Raw genomic sequence first — 25,223 nt, 5'->3', positions numbered from 1 at the left:
AGAGGCGTGTTCATAATCCTCGCGCCCCGACATCGCCCGTGGATCATCAGGCCGGACGATCGTACCGGCGCGATCGTACGTGGGGGGTGTCCAGATTACGTGTGTCGATCCGTATGCAGCGTGCGGATCATAACGCGCATGCCTGGTTGGGGGAGCCTTTGGGCCATGCACATGGGCAGCGGATGACACGTTGCCAGCGCTGCATGCCGCAAGCCATGGGGAGAGGACAAGAGGCAGAATGAAATGTTTCACGAATGGTCTCCCGCGTAGAGGCGACCATCCTGACCAAAGATCTTGCGACTAGGGCTGCCGCTTTCTCCATTCATTTTCCATGGAAAGGTAGCCCCAAATCCGTCGTTCCATGTTCTCGGCTTTAGTCTTCAGCACTGTATGCTCATCGCTAAGTCGATGGTATTTGTCGTGGGCTGCCTCAAGATCGCACGCCAGGCGTTCCTCTCGGTCCCCAGCAGCCTTGAGTTGAGCTGCCTGCCGCGCAGTTGCTGCATCTGCAAGAGCGAGAGTGTCTTTCAGGTCTTTGATCTGAGCCTCCAGACCAGAAGCATATTCCCTGGATCTGAGCAGATGCTCCTCAAGTCTGTCAGATTCCGCGTTCTTCTGTCGCAGTAAACTTGTCATCTGCGAAAGCAGGTCAGCGAGTTCATCGGCTTCTGTCGGTCGCGCAGACCGTCGGCCGTAAAGCGCACGTTGTATGGAGTTTCCCAGCGTCTGTTCGTACTGGTGCGATGCACGTCCCAACATGAACGCTGCAGCCCCGCTCAGGCCACCATAGTTCGACATCTCAGTTCCTCCCGACCCTAAAGTCAGACGCTCTTTTTCATGGTTGTATCACTTATCAGGGCCCGGGCACCAGAAGATATGCCACCGTTGCCTTGTCCCGGCCCATTCTGACTATCTGCTTTATTTCCTGCCAGAGACTGCTGAATCGAGAGCAACGTGCCCGCCATACCGACAACGGCAGCGTCCCTGCTGAACTGGTCGATATCAACGCGATCCACGTCACCAAATCCGATCATGGCGGGAACCCGCTGGGGCAGGATTGAGATCATCCTGAATGAAATGAACGCCAGGGTGACGTGAATCATGACAAAGAGGCTGACCAGAACAATCATGCCGAGGAAGTTGCTGACAATCCAACCGTTTGACAGCACCAGTCCGGCCGCAATGCCGAAACACATGTGGATCAGCCACGACACTGAATCAAATATAAAATATCCAAGGAAAAGCCCGAACAGCATCAGCACCGGCCGGAAGATGACATTGAACAGAAGGGCATAACCCTGTTTTGCATGACCGTGCAGCCCCTCCCCGTTCATGGTCATATGCGCGAGCATCCACAGAGGTGCTGCAATCACGGACTCACAGACCATGATGAACCACCCGGCTACGGCAAACATCCACATGACAAACGGGATCATCGGGATGACATAGGCGATGGTGAGGCCTGGCATAAGCATGGCAAAGCAGCCGCCGATAATCGGCGCGCCAAAAAAGTGCATCAGCGCGTGCCCGGCCCCGGCCGCAACGGCACCTTCTGGATTCCCGCTCAGAAGCGACAGCACGCCGATACCAACGGTCCCGGCCGTAGAAGAAAGAACCGACGCAGTGCCCATCGTGAGAAGGGCAGTCGTGATCATCCAGTTTCCAAGTGACATGAGATTGCCAAACGGATCCGTCCAGTAGCCGTTCGTCCCGGACGGCTCGATAAATCCGGTCACGATCTGCAGGGCGTAATCGTTCAGGTGCAAAGCGCGGAACAACTGGTCGAGCACACCCGCACCGTCTCCACCCGGTATCGCGCCTGTGTACAGGTCGGCATTCCCGCCTGGCGCGGTCACGCCATCCTGCGTCGCAACCATGCTGTCAATGTTCTCCATAAAGGTGTCCGCAGACTGCACCAGGGGCGCAATGTCCGAGGCAAGATAGTTTCCGAGACCGGAATAGGATGGGGTGGTGATGGTTGGCGTTGCGGTCATGAGAGACAGGGTCTGGCCATTGAGGCGCGCGAATTCGAGATAGTAGGCTCCTGCGCCAGTCCACCCGAGATTATCCATCTGGTTGCTGGTGTTGACCGCATCTCCGTTCGTCGAAATCCCCCATTGGTGAAGCGCGAGCGTCTGATTGTTGACCGTGTCCTGAAGCTTCGACCGCAGTTGTGCCGCCTGCGTCGTGAGACGCGACGCATAATCGTTGGTGGCATTGACGATGATGGTCATGAGTGGGGCCAGGGACGCTGTCGTTTTCGTCTGCCAGTAATTCTGCGCGACCTGCGCAACCTGGCTGCGAATGTCGCCAAGGATCACGGAATCAAGGACCTGTTTTTGCATACCCGCCTGGTCGACCTGGAAACCGGCCAGATTCACCGCGTCAGTATTGGGCGCCTGCAGACTTACGGCCCCGCAAACTGGTGTCCCGTCCCCTGCACCGGCTGCCATATTGTAAGAATAGTTGATGATTCCCATCTTCCCGCCGGTCACGGACAGGACGGTCTGCCCGGTCGGGGCTACAATCAGGTTCGTGTTATTCGCAGCAATGTTAATAATGGCCCGGCAGAACTCATTTTTCACAAGACCAGTCACAATCCCCTTTGTGCCGGGGATAAGGGGCTGTGCGATGACCTTGCCGTCTGGTCCGATTGCCTGCTTCGCCTTGTCGTAGACGACCTTCGCCATACCGATGCCCCAGAGCGAGCCCTGCACGACAACGGCCTGCGCCGCATTGAAGCCGGTTGTCGGAAGCGGCCACATCAGGATGGCTGCAATCCCGATCCGCACAATCGACATGCTGGTCTGGTTGTTGCCAAGGAGTTGCGCCGTTTCTGCCCCCCGGTGGATGTTCATGAAGTAGATATAGCTTACGACCGCCATCGCAAATGCCATGACGAACCCGGAGAACCACCCGATCATGGTTCCTATCACGGTCGCCTCGTTGCCGATGCTGGGCGCGCTCGTATCCTGGCCGAAAACCGGGAATACGGACCGGATCACCTGCGCCGCCCAGTCACTGCCCGGATCAAGCAGGTCCCATGTCACGTTATAGCCCGTGCTGCTGGCTGCATCTCCCGAACCGGTTGCAACGACCGTCTGCGCTGCAGCGGACACGGTAAGAGCCGACAGAAACAGGAGCGGCAGGATGGCGAATACAGGGCGACGAAAGGGCGTCATGGTTTGTCCTCCCAGCAGCACAGTCACGGCGCAGGACTGGCGGTGGGACCAGGATTCATCCGCGTCATGAAATCCGTGACCGTAGTCACAGCCTTGTGCATCATCTCGCGGACCTTCTCGCTCATGTCTTCCAGCGCACTGGCCCCCTCTTTTTTTCCGGGCACTTCGGCAGCAGTCCTGCCAATCTCGGCATCGATCTGGGTGAAGCGCTGCGTCACACTGCCGGGCATTCCCATGCGCTGGCCTGTTGCCTCGGCGGCTTCCCTTCCCTTTCCGTAGGCTTCGAGCTTGCTGGTGACATTCTCCAGTTGCGCCGCAAATGCCTGGTTATTCTGTTTCTCCGTCACAAACTGGCTATGCAGATCGGCATACCGGCCACCGGCCTTCATCTCCGACAACACACCGGCAACACCGTCAGGGTCGCCCTTTCCTGCATCTGAAATCGCCGCCATGATGGAGGAAGCTGGCCGCTCCCTGAGGTCACGCAGGGCCTCCACCGCCTGCTTTCCCAGACGTTCGGTCGCCTCCAGGCTCTTTTCGTCACGCGCGTTGTGCAGCCGGGTGCTGAAATCGGCGGCCTTTTCCATCCATGATGATGCCGGGCTCGCAGGCTGGCTATCAATGCGCGAGGCAATCGCTTCCGCGAGGCGGGCAAAGCCGCCACCGCGAATAACCTTGACGTCCTCCTGATCCCTGGCCGCCGCGTTCGTTTCTCGCGTGTTCGCTGCCGCCTTTTCCTTTGTGCCGCTGCCATCCATCGTCGATCGGCTTTCCGGCGCATCTTTTGCCGGACCTGTCTGTTTCTCATGAAAATCCTTCTGAGGATCCATCGTATGGGTCTGTCCGGGTTGGCTACTGGCCGACTGCTCCGGTCCTGGCGGAGCGCCCTCCCCCGGCGACGCCATTCCTCGGGTTTTGTCCGCCTGACCTTTCTCATCGTGCGCAAACCCGGCAGCATGGTCATGCCCTGGCGCTGACTGGCGCCCTGGTTCGGGAAAGACGGTCGCCCTCAGGTTCTCGATGGTGTGCGCGATGTCCGGGTGGTCCGGATCCTGACGTCCTTCAACCAGTTCGCTGGCAAGTGTCCGGATCGCGTTTACTTCTGGCTGCTGAAGGCGATGCGTTTCACGCATCATCGCAGCGACCACAGGTTCGTTCATACCCGGGTAATGCGCCGCGCGCTCCGTCATCTCCGCATGAAGCGGATGGTCATCGTTCAGCGTCGGTCCCAAAAGACGCTCTACATCCTGCACGGCGTATGCGACGCGCGTACGGAAGCCGGGATCATTATGGACGTCAGGCTCGCGGGATTCCTGCCGCAGCCGATCATATGCGGCGGCCTGCCCGGGTGCCTGCTTCCTGTATTCGGACTGCACGCGATCAAGGGTTTTCAGCACATCCTCGATATCGCCTGTTTTCTGCTGGGCCTCAGACATGGCAAACCTCTAGGGATTGATCGTGGGGGAAGGCATCGGTGTCAGGCCGTCCTTGAAGGCGACCTCTTCTTCCTGCGCGACCCGGGCAGCTCCCATGGTCGCGAGGTAGAGCCCGAGACGGTAGTTCTGCAGCGCAAGGTAATTGGACTGCGCCATCTCGGTGGCAATTTCGCGCATGACCGACGCGGGAGGCATTGCCTGGAGCGAAGCGTTCCAGCTTACGCTGGAGACCCTGCGATTGACTTCCAGGGCCATAGCCTGCAGCCACGACGCCTTGTCGAGCGGCGTGAGCCCCTCGGCCGTCATTTCAGCCTTCTGGTCCCGCGTGAGCGTGACAGACGGAACACCAAGAGATGTGACGTAGCCCGTGACCCAGCGGGCAAGAGACATACGACTGTTGTACGACCGGCGCCGGGTTGCGGCTTCACGTCCCCGAAGGCTGGACAGCTGCTCGCCACGCAGGGCCGCCGGTGCTACCGGCTGGATGAGCGTGGTCGCATAATCATTGGCTGCATCCACTGCGCCATCCGCGGACAGGGTATCAGCGCCGAACAGACTGGCGGCACGCTGGTCGGCGTTCGGCAGCCGGGACACGGAAGAGCAGAGCTCCTGCGCCACGTCGTCGGATGAACAGTAGCGCTTGAGGTGCAGGGACATGTTCGCATCTGTGCCCTGTGACTTGCCGTAATAGGAGGGCGTCCCCTGACCTGCCTCACCACGGGGATCGCTCACGGTCGCGATGGCATACACCGCGGATCGAGCCGCTTTGGACGCGGCCACAGTGGACTGCTGGGCATCAAGGCCCGCGCAGAATTCCGGGTTCATCATATGCTCGTCGCGGATTCCGGTTTCCTGCTGACGCCGTAGAAATCCGGCCATCGCCGCGTCCTGGGCATCCATAAGTTGCGACTGGGCACCGACCTGGGCTTTCGCGTAATTGGCAACCTGCGTGAAACCCTTCGTCAGGAGAGACGCAACGGAATTCGGGTTTGTAAGGCTACTGAGATTTGAATCGATGCTGTCCGTCAGGTTTTTCGTCATCGTATTGAGGGCGTCACCCGTGAACGCCTGGAGAAGCTTGATCGCTGCAACAACCGCGGCATCACTGAAAAGGGCGTATGCCGGACGCGGCGTGACTGCCAGCACGCAGACACACGAAGCGGCACCAATGGCAACCATCTGCAGCCTACGCATCAGAACACTCCGTCCACGAGATTGCTCAGGCTGTATCCGGTCGGAAGCTGGGGAGATCCGTTGATATACAGGTCAGTCGTACCGCTCGACGTCCCCGCAATGGCAGTCGCAATTGGCGGACCACCACCACCGAAACTCAGGCTCGGGCACATGAGTCCGCTACTCGAGCCAAAACCAAGCCCCAGGTTAACGCCCGACAGACTGAGTCCACATTGGGTCGACCCCATGGCGTTCCCCCATGCCGCCTGTGCGGCCTGACAGACCTGGCCACCTATCTGGCCCTCGACGGCCTGCAGGAGGGCTGCGGGATCAAGGCCGTTCGTGATGAGATTCAGTCCGGTGCCGTTGAAAAAATTGCTCAGGCAGGACAGGCCGTTGACGCTATCCGGCTGCTTTTCATAGGCGTCGTTGGCCTGGACGCGTTCGTTTACGGCTGTTGCCGCCGCCTGGGTCAGGGCGGCGCAGCCGACGCTTCCCGTAGATGTCGTGGCACCAGAGGCGGCTGACGACGTGGTCTGCGCATGCCCCTGTATCGATACCAGAGCGGCAGCCACTGACAACAGGACACGGAAGCGCAGACGGATCATGCGGCCTCCTGACGTGTAGCCGGACGCGTCACAGCCTCCAGCAGGGCAATCCTTTCCGGAGCAAGAAGGCGATGAAGCGCCTGGCGCCTGCTTTCCGAGATCACGCCCCGTCCAAAAGGGCTGTCCGGCGATAACAGGTCCCTGCGGCCGCGCAGATAGGGGATCAGCGCGTCAAGGGAGCTGACCAGATCAGGCCATTCATGCGGCGCGACACCAGAGAAGATGGCGTGCCAGGCCGTCCTCGCTGTCATATCATTGTCCAGCATCGCGATGACGTCCTCTCCGCCCCTGATGCGCCAGATCTCGCCGAGCGCATCCAGCGCAAGGGCGACATTGGGCATCGGGGAAGGAGGTCCGGATTTCCGGACGGATGAGGGCTTGTCCATGGAACCTTCCTCGGATGATTACGACGAAGGTGTCGGGCCATCATGCGACCGGTCAGCGAATTCGACGTCGGACCGCGACTTTATTATGACCAACATCAATGACGTCGCCCGCCTGGGCTACCGTGGTCGCCAGAACCTTGTTCCATTCCCGGCCGCCCTGCCAGTCAACAGGAACGCTGGTGTCCACGTCCGCCGCGAACACGACACGCACCCCATGCGGAACGATCTGGCGTATGGCGAAGCCAAGTGGAACCTGCTTTCCGTATCCACTGGCGATATGGAAATATCGACGGGCTGGAACATTGCCGGATGTTCGAGGATCCGCACCATTACCCGGCAATACGCCCTGCCCTTCCTGACCAGCATCTCCCGGTGAGGGCAAGGTCTCCCCGCCGGTCGTCCCCGTTGAGGGCAACGTCAATGCCGACTGGGGCGGAGTGTCCGGAAAGGTTGTCTGGACCAGATGAAACGCGGCAGGTGTGACAGATATGGGGCCAGAGGCCAGCGCCATAACCACGGCAGGCATAACAGGCATATGAGTGTCTCCATCAAGCTCTCCTGACCAGAGCAGCGGCCTTTGCGACCTCAGACACCTTTTTTGCGGGCTCCAACTCGACTATCATGACGTTCCGTCACGGCTGATCCCCTGTCAGGACGCGGCCAGTCGATATCTTCTGGATGTTGGAAGTTTCTTGTGCTGAGGAAAATGCCCGCCGTGAGAGTAAACGAAAATGTCCCATGACAATGGCAAGATGCAAGCCGAGGCTTTATTTGCATCCGGCCAATTATATAGAGACATCGGGGAAATCATTTATGACAGGCGGACTGCGCTTGACTGGACGCAGGTGCACCTCGCCAAACTGGCACGGTTGAATGTATCGGTCATACGGAGCATCGAAGCAGGTCGTCCGGTTTCCCTGGAAACATTATCGGCGCTGCTACGGGTATTTGAGATAGATCCGCGCGATATTCTTCCGCAAGGTGCACCGGAAGGAACATGGTTTGCCCATCTGGATCTGGTGGCATCCGCCACGCAGCTGAAAAAGACCATGAAGCAGTGTTCGGACTACAATCTGGCAATCCAGAAATTACGCGACATTATTGGCAATATTTCCAAGACGTTTAACCTGCCGGAAATACCGGCCAGATTGCCGATCGATCATTATTCACACAGTGTCGCCTTCACCTCGGGTGAACGGCAGGACCTCCTCGAGATATTTGGACGCAGGATTCAGATCTTCAGGACGCTTCAGGGGGCAACAGCAAGCCAGATCGCCCATAAATCACATGTTTCCCTGACCAGCCTGAGCCTGATCGAAGCAGGGCTGAGAAATCCGAGCCTTGAAACGGTTTATCGCATTGCCGAAGGACTGTCCGTCTCCGTTTATTACCTGATCCCGGGAATACATGACGACGCAGACCTTTTGCGTTCCCTGGACATGACCGCGTGGGCAATGTCCGCGCAATCACAACTCGAAGCCCTCGCTGATCTCGAGTCCATTATTGGTCACCTCGACGATATCGCAAACCACTGACCGGGTGATGAAGGTATGGAGACTGTCAGGAAAGGGGTCTCCTTTCTTATGGCAGACCCTATGCCTTGGGCTGCCCATTCCAGGTGATGTGTCCCGGCTGATCACCAACGCGAACCTGAAACCGCGTCCGGAGTCATATTAGCGCGTTCTGCGCTATTTATTTCTTGACGGTTATATAACGCTTAAGAGATATTATTCCCAAAACACGCAGCCTATCCCGAAAACGCGATGACGAGGGCATACCGCCATGAAGTCAGCATCGTTCGGCCAGGTCATAAAACACGGTCTGTTTACATGGCTTCAGACCTATCCCACGCCAGAAATGACGCGCGCCCTCTATGCCAGGCTGTGCGACGAGGTCCTTGTAGCGACAATGCTTACCCTGACAGTGCAGGAGGTAAAGGAGTCAGTCGCGCAATGGGCCGACCGACCCCAGAATGTTTTTTTTGAAGCGCCTGCACGCAGGGGAGCATGGACAAGGACCCAGCTGCTCATCCTTGGCCAACGCTGGCTCTGTGGTGATAAAACCGCCGACATAGCCGAGATGCTTGGCCGCTCGGCCGGGAGCGTGCGTGCAAAAAGAAAGCAGCTTGGCCTGCCACCGCGCATCAGGCTCTCAAAAATACAGGCGGAGACCATACTTGCCGAAAAGCGGAGCGCCATTCCCGCAGATCCCGAAGCTGTCCTGACATGGGAACAGGCCTCCCTGCTTCCTCATGAAGCCCGGCGGGGACGGACATGGCTTGTCAGGAACAGCCTCAACAGGCTGACCCTCACAGGACATAAGGGAGGAGACAAGGTACGGTGGCACGAGGCCGCCAACATTGAAATCGCATACCGCCATTTTGCATTTCAGAACCCGCGTGAAATTGCGCGGGACTTTCTTATTTCGGAAAGCGCGCTGAAATCCCAAAGCTGCTGGGAACAGCTTCCGCCACGACGCGGCGCGAAAGTGCCCTGGTTCATTCATGCGAGGGCCGAATATTATATCGGCGAACACCACTACATCCGGCGGGAATGCCTCTGCAAGAGCGGATGCTTTTTCTGGACCACCCGCAAGGGGGGCGACCGGGTCAGCAGACGGTACCGCCGCAGCATTGCCGCCACGCATGGCATTGCCGCCTGAGTAGTAGCGGGAACCGTCAAAGAAAAAACGTGCCGGTCGCAAGATAGACTTCCAGCCTGCTCTCATCACCGTCGGGAAATGAGAGTAGAGTGATGACCACCTTTTTTCATGCCCCCGTAAGGGAGGCGCGCCATGCGGCTGTTTAATTCCGCAGTAACCAGGCGGCTTACCGACCCCGACTTTCAGGGGATTGTTGTAGACAGATCACTGCTGCTCAACATCGCACTGGCGGGCGTGGTCATCGTGTTCGCGGCGCACGACGCCTATATCCGTGCACACCCGCCCACACCCCTTTATTTCTACGTTGACGGCCAGAATGCTCCCCGACCGGCCGTGGCGCTCACCAGTCCGGTACTTGGCCAGGACCAGCTTCTCGGCTGGGCCGTCAAATGGGCGATCGCACCCTACAACATCAACTATCGTGATTTTCCAACCCAGATGAACACCGCGGGCGCTCACTACACGCTCAACGGATGGAACACCTTTGCAAAGTCTTTCATTACGCAGGGGAATCTGGCGAAACTCAGGGATGCAAAACTGCTCTGTTATGCGCAGCCGACACGGGCCGCGACCGTACGCGCCGAGACTGTCGTGCAGGGACATTCGCGCTACGTAATACAGTTTCCTTTCATCCAGACCTGCGAAAACGTGAACCAGCAGAATACGCAAATGCTAATGGCAACCGTGACGATTGATCGCGTGGAGGACCTGGATCACCCGGATGGACTGGCCATCGAACAGCTTGTCGTTTCGTCGGGGAGGGAGTGACAACCGTGAGAATTCTTTCTCTCTTTCCGCTGACCCTGTCCATCCTGCCACTTGCGGCACTCGCACAGCAGCCATCACAGCCCGGGCCTACGGCAACGGCACCCGCAGACGATCCTGATACAGCAGCCGAAGGTGAGGCCGAGCATGAGGCCATTCCGTTCACGCCCGAAGAAATCCTTCGGCTGGGGGAACGCCTGAAGAACGTGCGTCGTGCCACGGAGCAGGTCGGTACGGAATTCGCGACCCCTAATGCGCGCCCTGCGATCCGTGTCTCCTTTGCGCCTGGTCAGCAGACAAGCCTGATCTTTACGACAAAAGGCTATCCGACCGCATTGTCCTTCGTGGACAGCACGGGACAGCCCTGGCCGATCGCATGGAATACGTCTGGCAATTCCGCCAACCCGGACGGCAGCACGAACTGTGCTTCCGGCAAAAGCGGCACATCAGCCGGGAATCCTGCGGTTGAGACAACAGGTTTCTATACCTGCGTCCCGTTCAAGGGCTCCAATACCATCAATATCGAACCGATGTCGCTCCAGCCCAGAGGTGGACTGCTCGTAACGCTTCAGACCGCGCCAAAGCCAGTCTCCTTCCTGTTGATCGCGGGACGTGGATCCTACGATGACAACCTGACCGTTCGCATGTCCGAGGGAGGCCCCAATGCCCGGGAGCCGGTCGACAGCCGCCCCGGAGTACCCGCGACAGGCGAGCCCTACATGAACGCCATGCTAAGCGGCATTCCACCAGCGTCAGCCGTTCCGCTGGCCGTCGAGGGTATTTCACCCGATGACGTGCGCGCCTGGCGGATTGGAAACGAGGTCTATCTTCGCACGCGCCTTCACCTCATGACGCCCTCCTCGGACAGCATGGAGCACGGTGAAGGGGGATACACGCTCTATGCCTTCCATGAGTCTCCCGTTGTCCTTCTCTCCGACGCGGGACGGACGGTCTCGGCCCATATCAGGGACGCACAGTGATGAAACCCAGGTTCAACCAGCTGTTCAGTGATGCGTCGCGGGGCGGAAACCGGCGTCTGCTCGCAATCCTTGGGAGTATCGGCACCGTTCTTGGCGTCACGCTGCTCATCTCCACCATCCACCGTAAGGAGCTTCCACGCTCGGACCCCGGCAGGCCGCCCGCCGCCAACCCCCTGCCCGGCGGCCTGAATTCCAATCCGCGCCAGCAGGAACTCCGCGAAGATCAGATCCGCGACGAGGCAGACCGGGCACAGACTGCGGGACAGTCGTATTCACCTGATATTGCGCCGGGCACGCCCACCCATCCCGACGACAAGCCTCCCCCGCCCCCGGTCGCCCAGGAGGTCGGGGCGGACGTCAACCCGGCGATGGCCAAGGCCGCCGCAGCGCCAGCCCCACACGCACCTGAGGTCGTGCCAAGCGTTCCCGTCGTACCAGTGCAGACGGATGCAGCCTTCCGTGCTGCCATGCCACGTGACCCGCAGCTCCAGAAGGACGCAATCGCCGCATACAGACATGCGATCATGGATCTTGCAGGCCGTCTTGATGGACGCTTTCCTGTCACAAATGTCCTGTATGAAAAGACGGAAACCGGAAGGGAGCAGACAAAGAAACCGATGGTCTCCCCTTCAATAACTTCGGCGGCGACAGCAAATTCCCAGACGGCCCTCTCCCGCGTCCTTGTTCCTGCCGGGCGGGGGATTTACGCCCATACGGTTTCAGCAACCAACAGCGATCTCGGGGGAGAAATCATCCTGGAAGCTGATTCAGGTCCACTCGCTGGCGACAGGATGAAAGCATCCGTCAGAAGGGCCGGGGGACATCTGAACAGGCTGGTTGTCCACGTTGATCAGGTCTTCCATAAGAATGATCCGACCCCGATCCAGGTCGAAGGTATGGTGGTTGCGCCGGACACCATGGAAGCTGCGGTGGCCTCAAGCGTTGACCAGCTATACGTTGAGCGCTTTGTTCTTCCCGCCGCAGCCGCCTTTGTCCAGGGGCTCGGGCAGGCGATCGAGATGACGTCGAACACGACCGGTTCGATCGGAGCCCTCGGCAACGTCAACTACGTCCAGTCACTGAATTTTCCGCAACAACTGGGCGTGGCGGCCGGTGCGGCGGCCTCGCAGGTCAACAGCGCGCTCATGCAGCAGATGCCGACCCAGCCGCGCGTAAATCTTGCCGCTCAGGTCAGTGTTGGCGTGATCTTCATGTCGGACGTCGTCATGAAGAAGTAAATTTTCGGGCACCGGTCGCATGATATCGACGAATTCTGCACTCTCTACCAGAAGGCAGCATTCACCATGACCTCAGCCGCAACCGCAACGACGTCCCGGGATCCGTTCAGCGCGGATCGCGGCATCGAACCTGTTCCGTTCCGCAAGCTGGGCACAATGCCCGAGCCTGACCCTTCGCCCGAGGCGGACATAATTGCCGAGCCTTCCTCCCCTCACCTTCAACCTGTGACAGCAGCACCTGACAGGAACCGACCCGTTCCACATGCAATAGCCCTTTTCAGGGCGCTTCCGCGTCGCAGGCAGGTCATGATCGCGGGTACTGCCGTCGGCAGCCTGCTCTCCCTCTTCCTCGTGATGGGCATAGCAAAGAGGCAGGCGTCTCCCGTGGGCCAGGAAGTCGGAATGATTTCCGCCCCGCTGCCATCAGGCCCCAAAGCGTCTCCAGCGCCGGGGCACTCACCTACATCATCGCCATCACCCCCGGCACCTCAGGTCTCGGCTACAGATGAGGATCTCAAGGCACTTCTTGCTATGAAAAAGCCGCCCCATCCCGCCGGCCCAATACCGACTACCCCGTCGGCCGAGAACACGCCCGCGCAGAAACACGACACTGGCATCGAAAAGGCTATTCCGACGGACGATGCGGTCCAGAAAGCAACCCGCCTGCAAGCGGCTCCCATGACATCGGACGACCAGTTGCAGGTGCTGCAGCTTGTAACGGAAGAAGCAGCACTGGTGCAGCGGACCCGCAGCGAGATCGCAGCACTCCGGCAGGATCTTGACCGGCTGCGTATCGCAGATACGGCAAAGGCTTCGGATCTCAACCGCCGGATGTCGCTCCTCGAAGCGAAACGAGCCGTGGCCGACGCCGAAGCACCCCCCTCAGATGGACCGGCCGCCACACGCGCCGCGGCCGACAAGGCACGGGCAGCTCTGGAAGCCGCGGCGGCCGAGCCGCAGCCAGCACCAATGCCGCCGCAATCTCCAGCGTCCCGGACAGCGAAAATGCGCCCGACGCCTCCTGCTCCGCCCCCGACATGGACGCCCCACTACCGGATACTTGCCGCATCTCCCCAGCTAGCCATGGTGCAGGACGACGCTGCGCCGGCCGGGCAACCGCCGCAGTCCGAAATCGAAATCGGCACGGATCTCCGCGGATATGGTCGTGTGCGCGCCATCTCTCAACGCGGCACGATGTGGGTGATCCAGGCTGAACGCGGCGTCATCCAGTAAGGCAAGGACACATCGACGTGCAAGGTCTGGTCAACCTCGTCAACGATCTCGCTCTCGCCATGGCCTGGCTGCTGCCAATGGCCTGCTATATTGCAGCGTGGATTGCCTTCCTGACCGGGGCATGGGGATTATGGCAGCAGCGCCAGCCCCAGAACCCGTTCGTCGGCCGTCCCTGGGTGCCCTGGATCGGGATTGTCCTGTCCGGCGTCTTTGCCACCTTTGACAGGATACTCACCAAGTCCACCACCTCTGCCGGTCTCGATACGCAGGTTGCGCTGGGAGCTTCTGTCACCGGCTACACGGAAGCGACGACGGGAAGCGTCATTTCCGGGACTGGCCCAGAGGATGCCATCCTGTCAATCGTCAGTGATTTCGCCCTGTTCTTCGAAATGTTCGGCGCCTGGGCGGCGTTCATGGCGGTCGTTGCGTGGAACGCATCGGCGACCGGAAAAACAAACCGCTCAAAACTCAGTTGCCTCATCCAGTTCGTTTTCGGCGTGATCCTCCTCAATCCCGTCAAGGAAGCAACCTGGATCCTGAGCCACTGGACAACGTCCGGCTAAAATCATAACCCAACCCGTAGCGCTGAGATTAGCTAAGGTTCGACCTTCCTGCGCATTTTTTTGATAACCGATAAACATGATAAAATTGGGAAATAATAACCCGAAAAAGCGGGGCGCCCCCATCTGGTGAGATGGTCACATATGGCCGTGCGCCAGGGCATTAACCATGCTGGAGCAATCCGCAGCCTGATCGCAAGGGAACTTGAAGCCGCCAAACACGATGACTGGGATGGGTAATCTTGTTCATAACGAGCGGACCAAGCTGCGGGCAAACCTGCAGGATACCGCTGCAGGATCTTGCCTTTCGCTAGGTGTCCTATCTCCTTTGGCTGCGTCATTTTTTAATCTGACGGCCAACCGCATTCCTACTCATATCGTTATCTTGGGAGTCGCTTTCTGGCTGGGAATGGCATATTTTCTCCCTCAACGGGCACAGACCGTTTTAGGGGGCTTCGAGAATGACCTTTATGCAGTTCTTCGCCTTCATTGGCATGCCAATCATCATTGGTGTTCTTGGTTATGGTATTTCTAAAATGCCTATCAAGGATAATTGAGAGTTTATCATCCGTTCCAATCAATGGTTGATCGTATGATACCTGTTTATGATTAGGATAACAGACCCATAAAATTTGAGGTCCATGCAGAAATAAGGTCGTATTCACGGTAATACCTAAACTCTTCTCGATCACTTTTGTTTGCCGTTCACATTTTAGAGAAGTTAAACAAGAAATATTTCGTTTTTACTGAAGATCCGAGCGGTTCTGGATCAAGATATATTTCCCGGATTTTTATACCAAAGTCATAGTGTACCGTTCGACAAGATAGATTTTTTCGGAAAAAACATTCGCAGTCGCATGTTACTGGCCGAAGACTCCTCCGAGGGACATGCCTCCCTCTTTAACGGAGCCCTTGACCATGAACCTCTCTCGCACAAGCATCCCCGACACGGGGCGATTGACGCGTCTTGTGACCAAACGGGTCGGATACAGCCAGCGTGCCGTCACGGCACTTGGCACATTGGCCGTCCCGATCCTCATTGCCAGCCATGCGCTGGCCCAATCCGCAACCGGCAGCGCAAACGGTATCGGGGCCCAGATGCAGGCCACCGCCCAGGAGGGGCTGACAGCGGGCGGCTTTGTCGCTGCAGCATGCATGTATGTCGCTGCCTTCATCTGCTTCATCGGCGGCGTATGGGCGGCCTGGCAGAGCCGCAACGAACAGAACCGTTCGCCCGGAAAGGTCGGTATGGCAATCGCCGGCATCGTGCTGTGCGGTCTTTTCGCAACGGGTCCGCAGTGGATCAACAAGGCTGCCAACACCGCGTCCGGTGGCTCGGCAACCGTTGGTACGCAGGCTCAGGCCTATCAGTTCACGAGCGGCGGCTAGGAACCCGATCGCAATGGCCCGTCTCACCCAGTCTTTCCGGCTGCTGCCGCGCCCATGGGATCCGTCAGCGCCAGGCGCCAGGGAGATGGGTGAGCCGGGCCTTTTCACATGTGCCTGCTGCGGCCTGATAACGCCTGGTCGCAGGTTTCCATGGCATGGTGACGGACCCGGGCCTGTCTGCGCCTTATGCAATATCCTGCAGGATCCGACCCGTCCGGCCATTGAACGCGAAGCCGTCCTGATATGGTGGCCGAAACTGCCGCAGGCCCGCATCATGACCCTGACCCGCTGCGCGCATCAGGCCCTCATCCAGACGCTCGGCAATGGGCCAAACGGACAGGATGTCGTCTGGCATCGTGCAATGGACACGATTGCGTCAGGGTCGGACACTGCGATGATGCCTGCGCAATGCAAAAGCGCTCTCGCTGTGCTCCGCGCTTTGCACGCGCGAACGACCGAAGCCCGGCGGCGGCTGGAGACAACCTCTCCCCGACTGCTGGCGACTGCCCTGCTGATGGCGAACCGGGCTGACCCGCAGATCAATGAAAGCGCGACCGCCCTGATGGACGGCATCCGGCTCTTCCCCCTGGGCCGTCTCCATAACGGCCCCACCGACATCTACCCGGCGCTCGTCAGGGAATGGCTTGATGCCGATCCCCAACCGGTCATGACATGACAGGATCATATCAATGGGCGGTATTCTTTCCAATCTGCTGGCCGGCATCAGCCTCGGGCTGCGCCAGCCCCTTGCCTCATTCTGCGAGGTGGAAAGTACGCACGGGGACCATCTCATCACCAAACGCGGTGAATATGTCTCCGTACTGCGCATCAATGGCCTGCGTCGTATGTGTACGCGGCAGGAAGTGGAAGCGCTCGCCGAGCAGCAGCGTATAGAATTGCAGGGTCTCCTTGAAGAACGTGGCCATGCCATCGTGGGATGGTATATTTCCGATCCCGAGCGCTCAGGTATCGAGATTGACCGCCTGAGTCTCAATGGTTGCCGGTCCATAGCCAGACAGATCGGAGCAGACCTTTCGGACGTCATCGAAGAGAGGCGCCGGCGCTGGCCAAACGTCATGCGCTGGGAGGCCACTTGCTATGTCCTGTGGACCCGGCCCAGCGTGCTGACACGTGAGGACCGCAAACAGGTGGCAGAGGAGCGCCGGACCCTTGCCTCCCAATTTCCCCGCGTGGGCAACACCCAACGTTTTGCCCTGCGCTCCGATATCATGGCGGCCCGCCATGAATCGTTCATTTTACGCGTCCAGGCCGCCTTGCAGGGGTTCGACATTTCCTGCGAATTCCTCGGTCCACATCAGGCATTGCAGGTCGCGCGCGAAGCGACCTATCGTGAAACGGCGGGCTCCGCCTGGAAACCGACCTTGTTGGGTGACCGGGTAATGCCACGGCTTCCGGACGATCTGGATGACCCGCAGCCACATCCGCAGGGCCTGCTCTGGCCAGCGATCCGGGACCAGATCTTCAATGCCGACGCCGAAACGAAAGGCGGACAGCTCGTGACCGTGGGGGATTATACATACGCCCCGGTCGACATGACGATTGGCCCAGAGGATCCGCGCCCGTTTTCCGAACTCTCCAGCGTGCTTGGCCGCAAGAGACTGCCGTGGCGCAGCGCCATGATCCTGGAGGGTGGCGGCCGCGCCGCCTTCGGCTTCAAGGAAGCCGGAGCCGGGTTTCTGGCGATGTTTCCCGGAAATAGCGACATTCGACGGGCGTTTGCCGCACTCAAGCTGGAGCGCCAGAAAAACAACCATAATTCCGTGCGGATGCGCATGACCGCCACAACCTGGGCTCCGGTTGGAGCAGAGGCGAAGCTGCGACGGCAGGCGTCGGACCTCTCCCAGGCAATTGATGCGTGGGGCAACAGCAAGACAACGCGGATCTCTGGCGATCCGCTGGAGGCGGCCATGGGTTCTGTCCCTGCCCTGGCGCTCGGTTCGACTGCGACCTCATCGCTCGCTCTTGTCGGTGACGCGTTCTCCATGATGCCGTGGGCACGCAGTGCGTCACCGTGGCAGAGGGGATCCATTCTCTTCCGCAAACCCGATGGTTCAATCTGGCCCTATGATCCGACCGGGGGCGGGCTACGCCCATCCGTCGTAGACATTATCGTAGCCCCGCCTGGCGGCGGAAAATCCGTTCTGGCCAATACCATTCTGCTGGGCTTGATCCTCAGCAGCGCCGCGATCAGCAGCCACGGCACGAAGCTCCCCTATATCGGCAAGCTCGATATCGGGCCGTCCTCGCGCGGACTGATCGAGATGCTGCGCAACGCGCTTGGCCCCGAACGCCAGCACGAGGCGGTTTACGTCAAGATGCAGGCAATCCCGGGCTTCGAGGTCAATGTCTTCGATACCCAGGTCGGACTGGAATATCCCCTGCCACTCGAGCGCGTCTTCCTGCAGAATTTCATCTCGCTCCTTGCCACGCCGCTGGATGGCAGGCCGTGGGAGGGCATGGACCATCTCGTAGAGGACGTGATTGATGAAGCCTACCGCCTCTGTACCGGGGTGCAGGGGGGCACGCCCAAAATCTACACTCCAGGGATCGAGCCCGACGTCGATGCCGCAATAACATCGCTGGGCATCAGCCTGCCCCACCATGCGGGAGAAGACGATCCGACATGGTGGCGGGATGTCGTCGATGCCCTTGTAAATCTCAGGGAATACCGCCTTGCAGGTTTTGCCCAGCGTCATGCCGTACCAGTCCTGCAGGATCTGCTGATTGCGGCACGCAGTCCGGAAATCGAAAAACGCTATTCCAAGATCACCTTGGAAACTGGTGAAAGCCTGATCGACACGTTTGATCGCTACATCATGAACGTGATCAAGAATTTTCCCATGCTGGCGTCCCCGACAAGGCTGGATATGGGAGACGCGCGCGTGATCGTTCTCGATCTTGCCGAGGTGGCACCATCCGGCTCTCCCGCGGCCAACCGCCAGACAGCGCTCATGTATATGCTTGGCCGTCATATCCTGGCCCGGAATTTCTTTCTCCATCCCGATTATGCCGACGACCCGCATATGCCCCCGTCCATGCGGGACTATCATCTCGCCCGCTTCACGGAGATGTATGAAACGACGAAGCGTGTCGACTTCGATGAGTGGCACCGTACCGAACCAGCACCCCAGGTAGACAAGCAGGCTGTGCGCGACGGCCGCGAGGGGCGCAAGCACAACGTCCAGCTCGCCTTCATTTCACAGAACCATACCGATTTCAGCGAGGACCTCTACAAGATATCAACCGCCCGATGGGTCCTCAAATGCGGTGATCAGGAGACGGCAGACAGCCTTATCCGACGCTTCAAGCTGTCCGATGCCAGCACCTATGTAATCCGCAACGCGCTGCCGGGACCGGGAAAGAATGGTGCGCCATTCTTCGTGGACATGTCGGCCGGAGAAGCAAAGTATGAACAGCTTCTGGTGAACGTCCTGGGGCCAATCGAACTCTGGTCTTTCTCGACGACGCCTGGAGACACGGCGCTCCGTTCGCGCCTTTACAAACGGATCCACTTTGCCCGAGCCCTGCGGATGCTCGCCACCGTATTTCCCTCGGGAACAGCAAACAGCGAGATCGAACGCAGAAAAAGCGAACGCATGAATGTTTTCGGTCTCGCGACTGATGAAGCATTTGCCGGCGTTCTGGACGAACTGGCGGACGAGATCGTGGAAGGTAGAGGCGTAGCCGCGGGATTGTATGAAACCCTGCGCGCCATTGATGAGCAATCGGAACTCGAAATTGCCAGTGAGTAAAAAGTGGCCGGTAATTTCCTGACGGCCTCACATCTTGAATGTTACGGTAATGTTGAGGCAAACGCCAAGGACGATATGGGCGCTGAAATCAGGCATCAGAACGGAGCACCGTCCATGTCAATAATTTCCACTCCCCCATGCGTGGCCTTATCCTTCTCTTGCTGCCTGCGCGACGTGGTCGCAGAAGATCGGCCCCACCGGGGCTGCCGTTCAGCAGCCAATGCCAGTCCCAAATCATCCTTGCGGATATCAATCAGGTTGGCCATGCGGCCCGAAAGACCAATTACGACAAACACGTCGCGCCAGAGACGCGATCCCGACACCGGGATCTCCCTTTTCCAGGCGCGCGATGGAACTTGCTGACGTGCCGACACGAACGGACAGGTCGGCTATCGCTATAGGAGGACTGGTTGTCGGTGACCGCGTTGAGGTTCACGTGCCCGTCGCCAGCAACGTGGCCGACTTCCCGGCCGCGACCGTGGCGCCCGCCAGGGTGAGGTCGCCGCCGAGGGTGGCCGCCGTCAGGTTCCCGCCCGTGCTGATGGACGCCCCGAAATTCTCCGTCTCGGCCGCGCGGTGGCTGTAATCATGCTGCTCGATGTCCTGCGACGCGAAAGAGTGGCACGCCGGTGGGGCCAGCCTTGAACCCCACATAGCGATCCCGTCATAGGGACGGTCCTACGGCAGGCTGAATTACACCGTGTCGCGACGTGCCGCAGCCAATATAGCCTCTGCTGGACGATTGAAAAAGATGGTTCTTTGGAGACAGGCGTGCATCCAGTATAATGTTTCCAGTTTTGATGGACCATTCAGGACTCCCCATGATCAGTACCAACAGACAAATCGAAAGCAAGGTGTTCACGGAAGCTGGGGAAATACGTGCACCGATAGGAGCGCGGCGGCTAAAGGTTGACAGCATGGCCGAACATAGCGGGAATTTTGGCAGCTTTCCACGAGACCCGGCACCACAGCCGGGACAGATAAAACAAGCATTCCTCTTCCCATGCAGCGAAGGAGATATGATCTCTGCTGATCCCGGTCGCCGTGGCCATGATGCGTCACTCAAGATTAACGGGAAGATTGTTCTGACCGCCATGGCAGGACGTGATGGCGGGGATGGTATGGGCGTGCCTGGCGCAAAAGGTCACGTCTCGATCAGCTTCCACACGTGACAAATTTCCTCCCTGCATTCAGGGTGGCACGGCACGCTTTTAGAAGTCTATCAGAGCCATTTTAGAACCCCATCAGCAGGCCGTTTGTGGACTATGATGGGGTTCCATTTCTTGTGTCCCGCAGTTCCAAACCTGTTGACGTGCGACAACCGGCCTGGAGCGTGAGATTGCCGCCGCCGGCGACAGAACCTGCCACGGACATATCCTTGTCCGAGACCACGGTGACATTATCATTGGCCGCCACCATGCTGCCGACCTGATCGGTGGACCTTTCACTCGAGGTCCTGGTGGTCCTGTTGAAGAAGCCGTGCTCGACCGTGCGGATATAGGAGGACTGGCTGTCGGTGACCGCGTTAAGGTTCACGTGCCCATCGCCATCAGCGTGGCCGACCTCCCGACCGCGACCGTGGCGCCCGCGAGGGTCAGGTCGCCGCCGTCAGGTTCCCGCCCATGCTGACCAACGCCCCGAAATTCTCCGTCTCGACCGCGCGGTGGCTGTAATCATGCTGCTCGATGTCCTGCCACGCGCTCGCCGCAACCGAACCCAGCGTGATCCCCTGCCCTGCCACAAGCGTGGTATCGCCCAGCGCGCTGAGCGACTGCGCCTTTCCGCCAGCGCCACGCTGCCGCCCGACAACGGTATCCCGCCTGCCTTACTATGCCAGAAATAGCATTTTCTGGGTCAGTTCTCGATGAAAATTTATATCTTATAAGAGTCGGTTTTCAGTAAAAATCAACAGCCGGTCCCTTACTTATTATGTTGAAGGATCATTAAAAATATTTGACATATCCCTCCACTTAATAGTCGATGGGAAAGGTACATTTTCAAAAAACGCTCTGAATGCAGACACCACATCATTTATGAATAAAATTTCATCTGGTAGCATTTTTACTTTCCCTGCCCCAAACATCAAAGTTTGTTCACCGGTATAACAAACATGTGGAATGGGAAGATAAGCTCTAAGATGTTTGTTATCTTTTTTTTCCCGAAGTTCTAGTACGCACGTTACCCTTCCACCCGCAACCTGTATGTATGAACCATCACTACTCTCTAATATAGCATAAGAATGTGGTCCATAACTCCTTAATGACCTGAGCGCTTTCTCAATTTTAGAAAACTCATCTACCTCAATTGGCTTTTTGTTCTCTACTCTCAATAGCATAATCATAGCAGACACACCGTAAATTTTGTTAATAAACCCATTAATTCAAATGTCTCTATCTATTATTTTATATCCATCTGAAATTTTTGCATCTGATATTGGACATTCTGGGTAAATCCAATCGTCCCAATTTTTTTAATCCATTCGATACTTACTCCTCCCTCTTTTCCAGCACATTCTATCGGAAATTTACAGACTATAAGGCCAGATTTATAGCCAGTCGTTACAATGAGGCCATAGGGCCTATCCTTGTTCATTGTATCAAAAACCATAAAATCGACTCTTTCTTCATAAGGATATCTTCCGACAAGCCTAATTATACCCCCACGAAATACATCTTTATTATATTCCGTTATTTTATGAAAAATTGTCATTCATTTCACTCTCAAGTTATGCCTACCTGAATTATCCGCCGAACCGGTAGGATTGAAGTCTATATTTACCTCTCCCATGTGCTTTCCATCGCTTGATCGTATGACTTCAAACCGTCCATGCAGTGTATCTAAAGAATAACGCCACGACACTGTGGCGGGAGCTGGTCAGTCTGGGCTTTACCGGAAAATATGGGATCGTGCGGAAATGGTTGACGACACGGCAGGCTGCGTCTCCACAACAGCACGCCCGACGCCATGCTGTACCTCCCCTCGGACAGAAACTGGCACGCCTCCTATTGACGGATCCTGGAACACTTGCCGATCAGCAGACCCTGTTTGTCAGGGAACATTTTGCAGCAGAACCCCAACTGGGAAAAACAACCAGCTGGGTGCGGAGAATGCAAAATCTGCTCTGCAGGAAATCAGAAGACAACCTCAGGCTTTTACTGGAAGCCGGAAAGGATACCCTGCTCTCCCGTCTGGTTCCAGCCCTTGAACGGGATGCCGCAGCCATTCGGGCTTCTCTTGTGACATCGTGGACAACCAGCCCTGTTGAGCGACAGATCAGTCGATTGAAGATGATAAAGCGCACCATGTTCGGGGGAGCAGACTTCGAACTCCTCAGGGCACGTGTACTTCCAATCTCATAGCGCAAAAATCACCACACACTTGGCGGAAGAGCCCAGTTCTCAGTGAAAATCAACACACGGGGGTCAGGCTGTCGCCAAGAACGACATGGGCGCTGAAATCAGCCATCAGAACGAAGCACCGTCCATATCAATAACATCCGCTCCCCCATGCGTGGCCTTATCCTTATCCTGTTGCCTGCGTAACGTGGCCGCAGAAGACCGGCCTCGACGAGGCTGACGTTCAGCAGCCAATGCCAGTCCCAGATCATCCTTGCGGATATCAATCAGGTCGGCCAACCGGTCCAGAAGACCAAGCACGACAAGCACGTCGGCCAGAGTGCCGATCCCCACGCCCGGGTCTCCCTTTTCCAGGCGCGCGATGGAACTTGCTGACGTGCCGGCACGAACGGCCAGGTCGGCTATCGCTATGCCGCGCCGCAGGCGCGCGCCACGAAGGTCACGCCCCAGTCGTTCAAGAGCCGCGCGGGATTTTGGTGAGCCCATTGCTATCACTCATATTTGGCAGATAAAGTGCCTTATACCGTCAAATATGGAATTCTGTAAACTCCATCCTCTGGCCTTCACAACACGTTCCTGGCAGGAGATGGCACGTCGCGTAGAAAACGGTGGGCAGACCGCCTGATTTCCAAAGGCAGTTTCTGGTCGCAGGGCGATCATCGCCCTATAAGTCTATTTTCTCCACCTTGAGGTCATGATGCCTGTGCCGCCAATCGATCCCTTCCACGCGCTGTCCATCAGCGCACTGGCACATGAACTGGCCGCGCAGGGGCGCAGCATCATTCATATGGAATTTGGCCAGCCTTCCACCGGCGCGCCAAGCGCGGCGATCGAACGCGCCCAGCACATACTGGCGACCGACCCCATGGGCTATTGGGAAAGCCAGCCCCTGAAGGAACGGATCGCCCTGCACTATGACGAAACATATGGCGTTTCGCTCCAGCCTGAACAGATTATCCTGACCTGTGGCGCATCACCCGCGCTGGTTCTGGCGCTCATGACCAGTTTTGTGCCCGGCGCGCATGTAGCCATGGCGCGACCGGGTTATGTGGCCTACCGCAATGTCGTGCGCTCGCTCCATATGGAACCGGTTGAAATTCCGTGTGGGGAAAAAGAACGCTTCCAGTTGACCTCCCGCGCCATCGCAGCGCTTGAACCCGTTCCCGACGGGTTGATCCTGGCCAGTCCCGCCAACCCCACCGGTACCATCCTGTCTCCTGATGAAATACGGTGCATCGTTGACGTCTGTCGCGCGCACGGGATTTGCATCATATCGGATGAAATCTATCACGGTCTGAGTTTTGGCGAACGCGCGCACAGTATTCTGGAATATGATTCCGATGCGCTGGTGGTAAACAGTTTTTCCAAATACTTCAGCATGGCGCCGTGGCGGCTGGGGTGGCTGGTTGTCCCGCCAGCAAAGGTGGAAGCCGCCCGCGCGCGGATGGGTAATCTATTCCTGCCGCCCGCCGCCCTCAGCCAGCACGCGGCCCTCGCCGCCTTCGATTGCCGCGATGAGCTTGAAGGGCATATGGAAACCTACCGGCGCAATCGTGACCTGCTGCTGCGTGCCCTGCCCGAAATGGGGCTGCGCCATATCGCGCCACCAGATGGAGCGTTCTATATCTATGCCGATATCCGGCACCTGACGGATGACAGCATGGCGTTTTGCAAGCGCCTGTTGCTGGATACGGGTGTTACGACAGCACCGGGCATTGATTTCGACCCCGTAGACGGGAAATACTTCATCCGTTTCAGCTTTGCGGTAGCAACGGACCAGATTGAAGAAGCCATTCGCCGCATGGTCCCATGGTTTCGTCACCAGAGGGACTGCTTACCCGTCAATGCAGTGACTTAAAGGGGGATATACGTCTGGAGCGCGTATAGCTGTGTTTCTGATCAGGAGACATGCGAATACGCACTTACCACGACCCACTACTACGGACCATGCAGGCGGTTTCTTCCAACTTAAGTTCTCCGGCACACGCCTTCATTATAGTCAGCCCGTGCTGTATACCTTATCCAGCTCCATACACTCGCACCCAACCATTACCTGCCTACGACATTACTACCTCAAGCCACTGCTGGAGCTGAAATGCGAGGTGGCAAAACTATGCTTCAGCACGATCCCGTTACTCAACACAACAGTCAGCATCTTGCTTTTGTTATTTGATCTTTCTCCAAGCATGCCAAGTCCGACTACGTCCTGCGCTATTGAAAGACCATCCTCCCTGCCGGACGTAAAACTATAAATCCAGACCTCATAACCATCTTCATAGGTTTTCTGCCCCGGTTCACCGTAAATCTGACGCACCTGGGATGAAGTTGTCACACCATCATGAATATTCTGATCAACTTCCGCGATGGTTGTTTTCTTTATGGAAGCATCACCCGTGGACGAACAGGCACTCGTGCCTGCAATGATCGCCATCACGATGGCCGTTCTGATGATCTTCATCCTGCACTCTACCCTCTCGGCTACA

At 57.8% G+C, this 25,223-nt stretch carries 27 protein-coding genes and 1 pseudogene; 14 read left to right on the top strand and 14 right to left on the bottom strand.

What is annotated here, in order from left to right:
- Positions 1–300: 300 nt before the first annotated feature.
- From S101446_RS16630 to S101446_RS16605, 6 genes are read right to left on the bottom strand one after another with little or no spacing between them, the layout of a single operon-like run.
- A complete protein-coding gene (locus S101446_RS16630; RefSeq protein ID WP_061275192.1) occupies positions 301–798 on the bottom strand; it encodes a hypothetical protein in 498 nt (165 codons plus the stop codon).
- A 23-nt stretch (positions 799–821) separates the two neighbouring features.
- Positions 822–3,182 (bottom strand): DotA/TraY family protein, encoded by a 2,361-nt coding sequence (locus S101446_RS16625; RefSeq protein ID WP_087609066.1) that lies wholly within the window; start codon positions 3,180–3,182, stop codon positions 822–824.
- A 23-nt stretch (positions 3,183–3,205) separates the two neighbouring features.
- Positions 3,206–4,618 carry a hypothetical protein gene (locus S101446_RS16620; protein WP_087608996.1) on the bottom strand — a complete coding sequence of 471 codons (1,413 nt, stop codon included), beginning with the start codon at positions 4,616–4,618 and terminating at the stop codon, positions 3,206–3,208.
- Between the two features lie 9 nt (positions 4,619–4,627).
- Positions 4,628–5,812, bottom strand: coding sequence for a hypothetical protein (locus S101446_RS16615; RefSeq protein WP_087608995.1), 1,185 nt, complete (start codon positions 5,810–5,812; stop codon positions 4,628–4,630).
- A complete protein-coding gene (locus tag S101446_RS16610; RefSeq protein WP_087608994.1) occupies positions 5,812–6,399 on the bottom strand; it encodes a hypothetical protein in 588 nt (195 codons plus the stop codon). Before S101446_RS16610 ends, S101446_RS16615 begins: the two co-directional genes overlap by 1 nt.
- On the bottom strand, positions 6,396–6,785 hold the full coding sequence (locus tag S101446_RS16605) for a hypothetical protein (protein ID WP_244184679.1): 390 nt from the start codon (positions 6,783–6,785) through the stop codon (positions 6,396–6,398). Before S101446_RS16605 ends, S101446_RS16610 begins: the two co-directional genes overlap by 4 nt.
- Between S101446_RS16605 and S101446_RS16600 the strand changes: the two genes are divergently transcribed.
- From S101446_RS16600 to S101446_RS16550, 11 genes are all read left to right on the top strand, one after another.
- The gene (locus S101446_RS16600; RefSeq protein WP_087608992.1) at positions 6,784–7,161 is read left to right on the top strand and encodes a hypothetical protein; all 378 of its coding nucleotides are present in this window, start codon (positions 6,784–6,786) and stop codon (positions 7,159–7,161) included. The genes S101446_RS16605 and S101446_RS16600 overlap by 2 nt on opposite strands.
- Before the next feature lie 355 nt (positions 7,162–7,516).
- Positions 7,517–8,320 carry a helix-turn-helix domain-containing protein gene (locus S101446_RS16595; RefSeq protein WP_087608991.1) on the top strand — a complete coding sequence of 268 codons (804 nt, stop codon included), beginning with the start codon at positions 7,517–7,519 and terminating at the stop codon, positions 8,318–8,320.
- Positions 8,321–8,888: 568 nt separating this feature from the next.
- Positions 8,889–9,446 carry a hypothetical protein gene (locus S101446_RS18550; protein WP_238321952.1) on the top strand — a complete coding sequence of 186 codons (558 nt, stop codon included), beginning with the start codon at positions 8,889–8,891 and terminating at the stop codon, positions 9,444–9,446.
- A gap of 132 nt (positions 9,447–9,578) precedes the next feature.
- Positions 9,579–10,214, top strand: a complete 636-nt coding sequence (locus S101446_RS16585; protein WP_010515538.1) for a DotI/IcmL/TraM family protein — start codon at positions 9,579–9,581, stop codon at positions 10,212–10,214.
- A complete protein-coding gene (locus S101446_RS16580) occupies positions 10,211–11,191 on the top strand; it encodes a DotH/IcmK family type IV secretion protein (RefSeq protein WP_087608990.1) in 981 nt (326 codons plus the stop codon). Before S101446_RS16585 ends, S101446_RS16580 begins: the two co-directional genes overlap by 4 nt.
- Positions 11,191–12,429, top strand: a complete 1,239-nt coding sequence (locus S101446_RS16575) for a DotG/IcmE/VirB10 family protein (protein ID WP_087608989.1) — start codon at positions 11,191–11,193, stop codon at positions 12,427–12,429. The genes S101446_RS16580 and S101446_RS16575 overlap by 1 nt, the downstream gene beginning before the upstream one ends.
- A 678-nt stretch (positions 12,430–13,107) precedes the next feature.
- Positions 13,108–13,662, top strand: coding sequence for a hypothetical protein (locus S101446_RS18545; RefSeq protein WP_244184678.1), 555 nt, complete (start codon positions 13,108–13,110; stop codon positions 13,660–13,662).
- 17 nt (positions 13,663–13,679) lie between these two features.
- A complete protein-coding gene (locus tag S101446_RS16565; RefSeq protein ID WP_048855554.1) occupies positions 13,680–14,225 on the top strand; it encodes a hypothetical protein in 546 nt (181 codons plus the stop codon).
- A 915-nt stretch (positions 14,226–15,140) separates the two neighbouring features.
- Positions 15,141–15,611, top strand: coding sequence for a hypothetical protein (locus S101446_RS16560; RefSeq protein WP_025811676.1), 471 nt, complete (start codon positions 15,141–15,143; stop codon positions 15,609–15,611).
- 274 nt (positions 15,612–15,885) lie between these two features.
- Positions 15,886–16,287, top strand: coding sequence for a hypothetical protein (locus S101446_RS18540; RefSeq protein WP_244184677.1), 402 nt, complete (start codon positions 15,886–15,888; stop codon positions 16,285–16,287).
- 13 nt (positions 16,288–16,300) lie between these two features.
- Positions 16,301–19,384 carry a secretion protein gene (locus tag S101446_RS16550; protein ID WP_087608987.1) on the top strand — a complete coding sequence of 1,028 codons (3,084 nt, stop codon included), beginning with the start codon at positions 16,301–16,303 and terminating at the stop codon, positions 19,382–19,384.
- 95 nt (positions 19,385–19,479) lie between these two features.
- Here S101446_RS16550 and S101446_RS16545 read toward each other — a convergent pair whose 3' ends face one another.
- Both S101446_RS16545 and S101446_RS16540 read right to left on the bottom strand, forming a co-directional pair.
- Positions 19,480–19,707 carry a DNA-binding protein gene (locus tag S101446_RS16545; RefSeq protein WP_244184676.1) on the bottom strand — a complete coding sequence of 76 codons (228 nt, stop codon included), beginning with the start codon at positions 19,705–19,707 and terminating at the stop codon, positions 19,480–19,482.
- Positions 19,708–19,816: 109 nt separating this feature from the next.
- A complete protein-coding gene (locus S101446_RS16540) occupies positions 19,817–20,038 on the bottom strand; it encodes a hypothetical protein (RefSeq protein WP_087608986.1) in 222 nt (73 codons plus the stop codon).
- Positions 20,039–20,205: 167 nt separating this feature from the next.
- On the opposite strand from S101446_RS16540, the gene S101446_RS16535 reads away from it, so the two are divergent.
- On the top strand, positions 20,206–20,556 hold the full coding sequence (locus S101446_RS16535; protein ID WP_087608985.1) for a hypothetical protein: 351 nt from the start codon (positions 20,206–20,208) through the stop codon (positions 20,554–20,556).
- 91 nt (positions 20,557–20,647) lie between these two features.
- Here S101446_RS16535 and S101446_RS16530 read toward each other — a convergent pair whose 3' ends face one another.
- The 4 genes from S101446_RS16530 to imm45 form a co-directional block, all read right to left on the bottom strand.
- Positions 20,648–20,920 (bottom strand): hemagglutinin repeat-containing protein, encoded by a 273-nt coding sequence (locus S101446_RS16530; RefSeq protein ID WP_087608984.1) that lies wholly within the window; start codon positions 20,918–20,920, stop codon positions 20,648–20,650.
- A 58-nt stretch (positions 20,921–20,978) separates the two neighbouring features.
- Positions 20,979–21,125: a hypothetical protein gene (locus S101446_RS17880; RefSeq protein ID WP_157684880.1), complete on the bottom strand. Its 147-nt coding sequence runs from the start codon at positions 21,123–21,125 to the stop codon at positions 20,979–20,981.
- A gap of 186 nt (positions 21,126–21,311) precedes the next feature.
- Positions 21,312–21,725, bottom strand: coding sequence for a hypothetical protein (locus tag S101446_RS16525; protein ID WP_087608983.1), 414 nt, complete (start codon positions 21,723–21,725; stop codon positions 21,312–21,314).
- A gap of 56 nt (positions 21,726–21,781) precedes the next feature.
- The gene (gene imm45, locus S101446_RS16520) at positions 21,782–22,093 is read right to left on the bottom strand and encodes an Imm45 family immunity protein (protein ID WP_220464717.1); all 312 of its coding nucleotides are present in this window, start codon (positions 22,091–22,093) and stop codon (positions 21,782–21,784) included.
- 137 nt (positions 22,094–22,230) lie between these two features.
- On the opposite strand from imm45, the pseudogene S101446_RS16515 reads away from it, so the two are divergent.
- Positions 22,231–22,743 (top strand): annotated as a pseudogene (locus tag S101446_RS16515) (transposase); the annotation flags it as partial.
- A gap of 105 nt (positions 22,744–22,848) precedes the next feature.
- On the opposite strand, the gene S101446_RS16510 reads toward S101446_RS16515, so the two are convergent.
- Positions 22,849–23,226, bottom strand: coding sequence for a helix-turn-helix domain-containing protein (locus tag S101446_RS16510; RefSeq protein WP_087608982.1), 378 nt, complete (start codon positions 23,224–23,226; stop codon positions 22,849–22,851).
- A gap of 211 nt (positions 23,227–23,437) precedes the next feature.
- Here S101446_RS16510 and S101446_RS16505 point away from each other — a divergent pair, with 211 nt between their 5' ends.
- Complete coding sequence (locus S101446_RS16505) at positions 23,438–24,598, top strand: pyridoxal phosphate-dependent aminotransferase (protein WP_087609061.1); 1,161 nt, start codon at positions 23,438–23,440, stop codon at positions 24,596–24,598.
- Between the two features lie 210 nt (positions 24,599–24,808).
- On the opposite strand, the gene S101446_RS16500 is transcribed toward S101446_RS16505, so the two are convergent.
- Positions 24,809–25,198 carry a hypothetical protein gene (locus S101446_RS16500; RefSeq protein WP_007396668.1) on the bottom strand — a complete coding sequence of 130 codons (390 nt, stop codon included), beginning with the start codon at positions 25,196–25,198 and terminating at the stop codon, positions 24,809–24,811.
- Positions 25,199–25,223 lie beyond the last annotated feature (25 nt).

Origin of the sequence: Komagataeibacter europaeus, from assembly GCF_002173515.1 — a bacterium.
In the GTDB taxonomy this organism is placed as follows: domain Bacteria; phylum Pseudomonadota; class Alphaproteobacteria; order Acetobacterales; family Acetobacteraceae; genus Komagataeibacter; species Komagataeibacter europaeus.
This window is presented reverse-complemented; position numbering and strand designations above follow the sequence as displayed.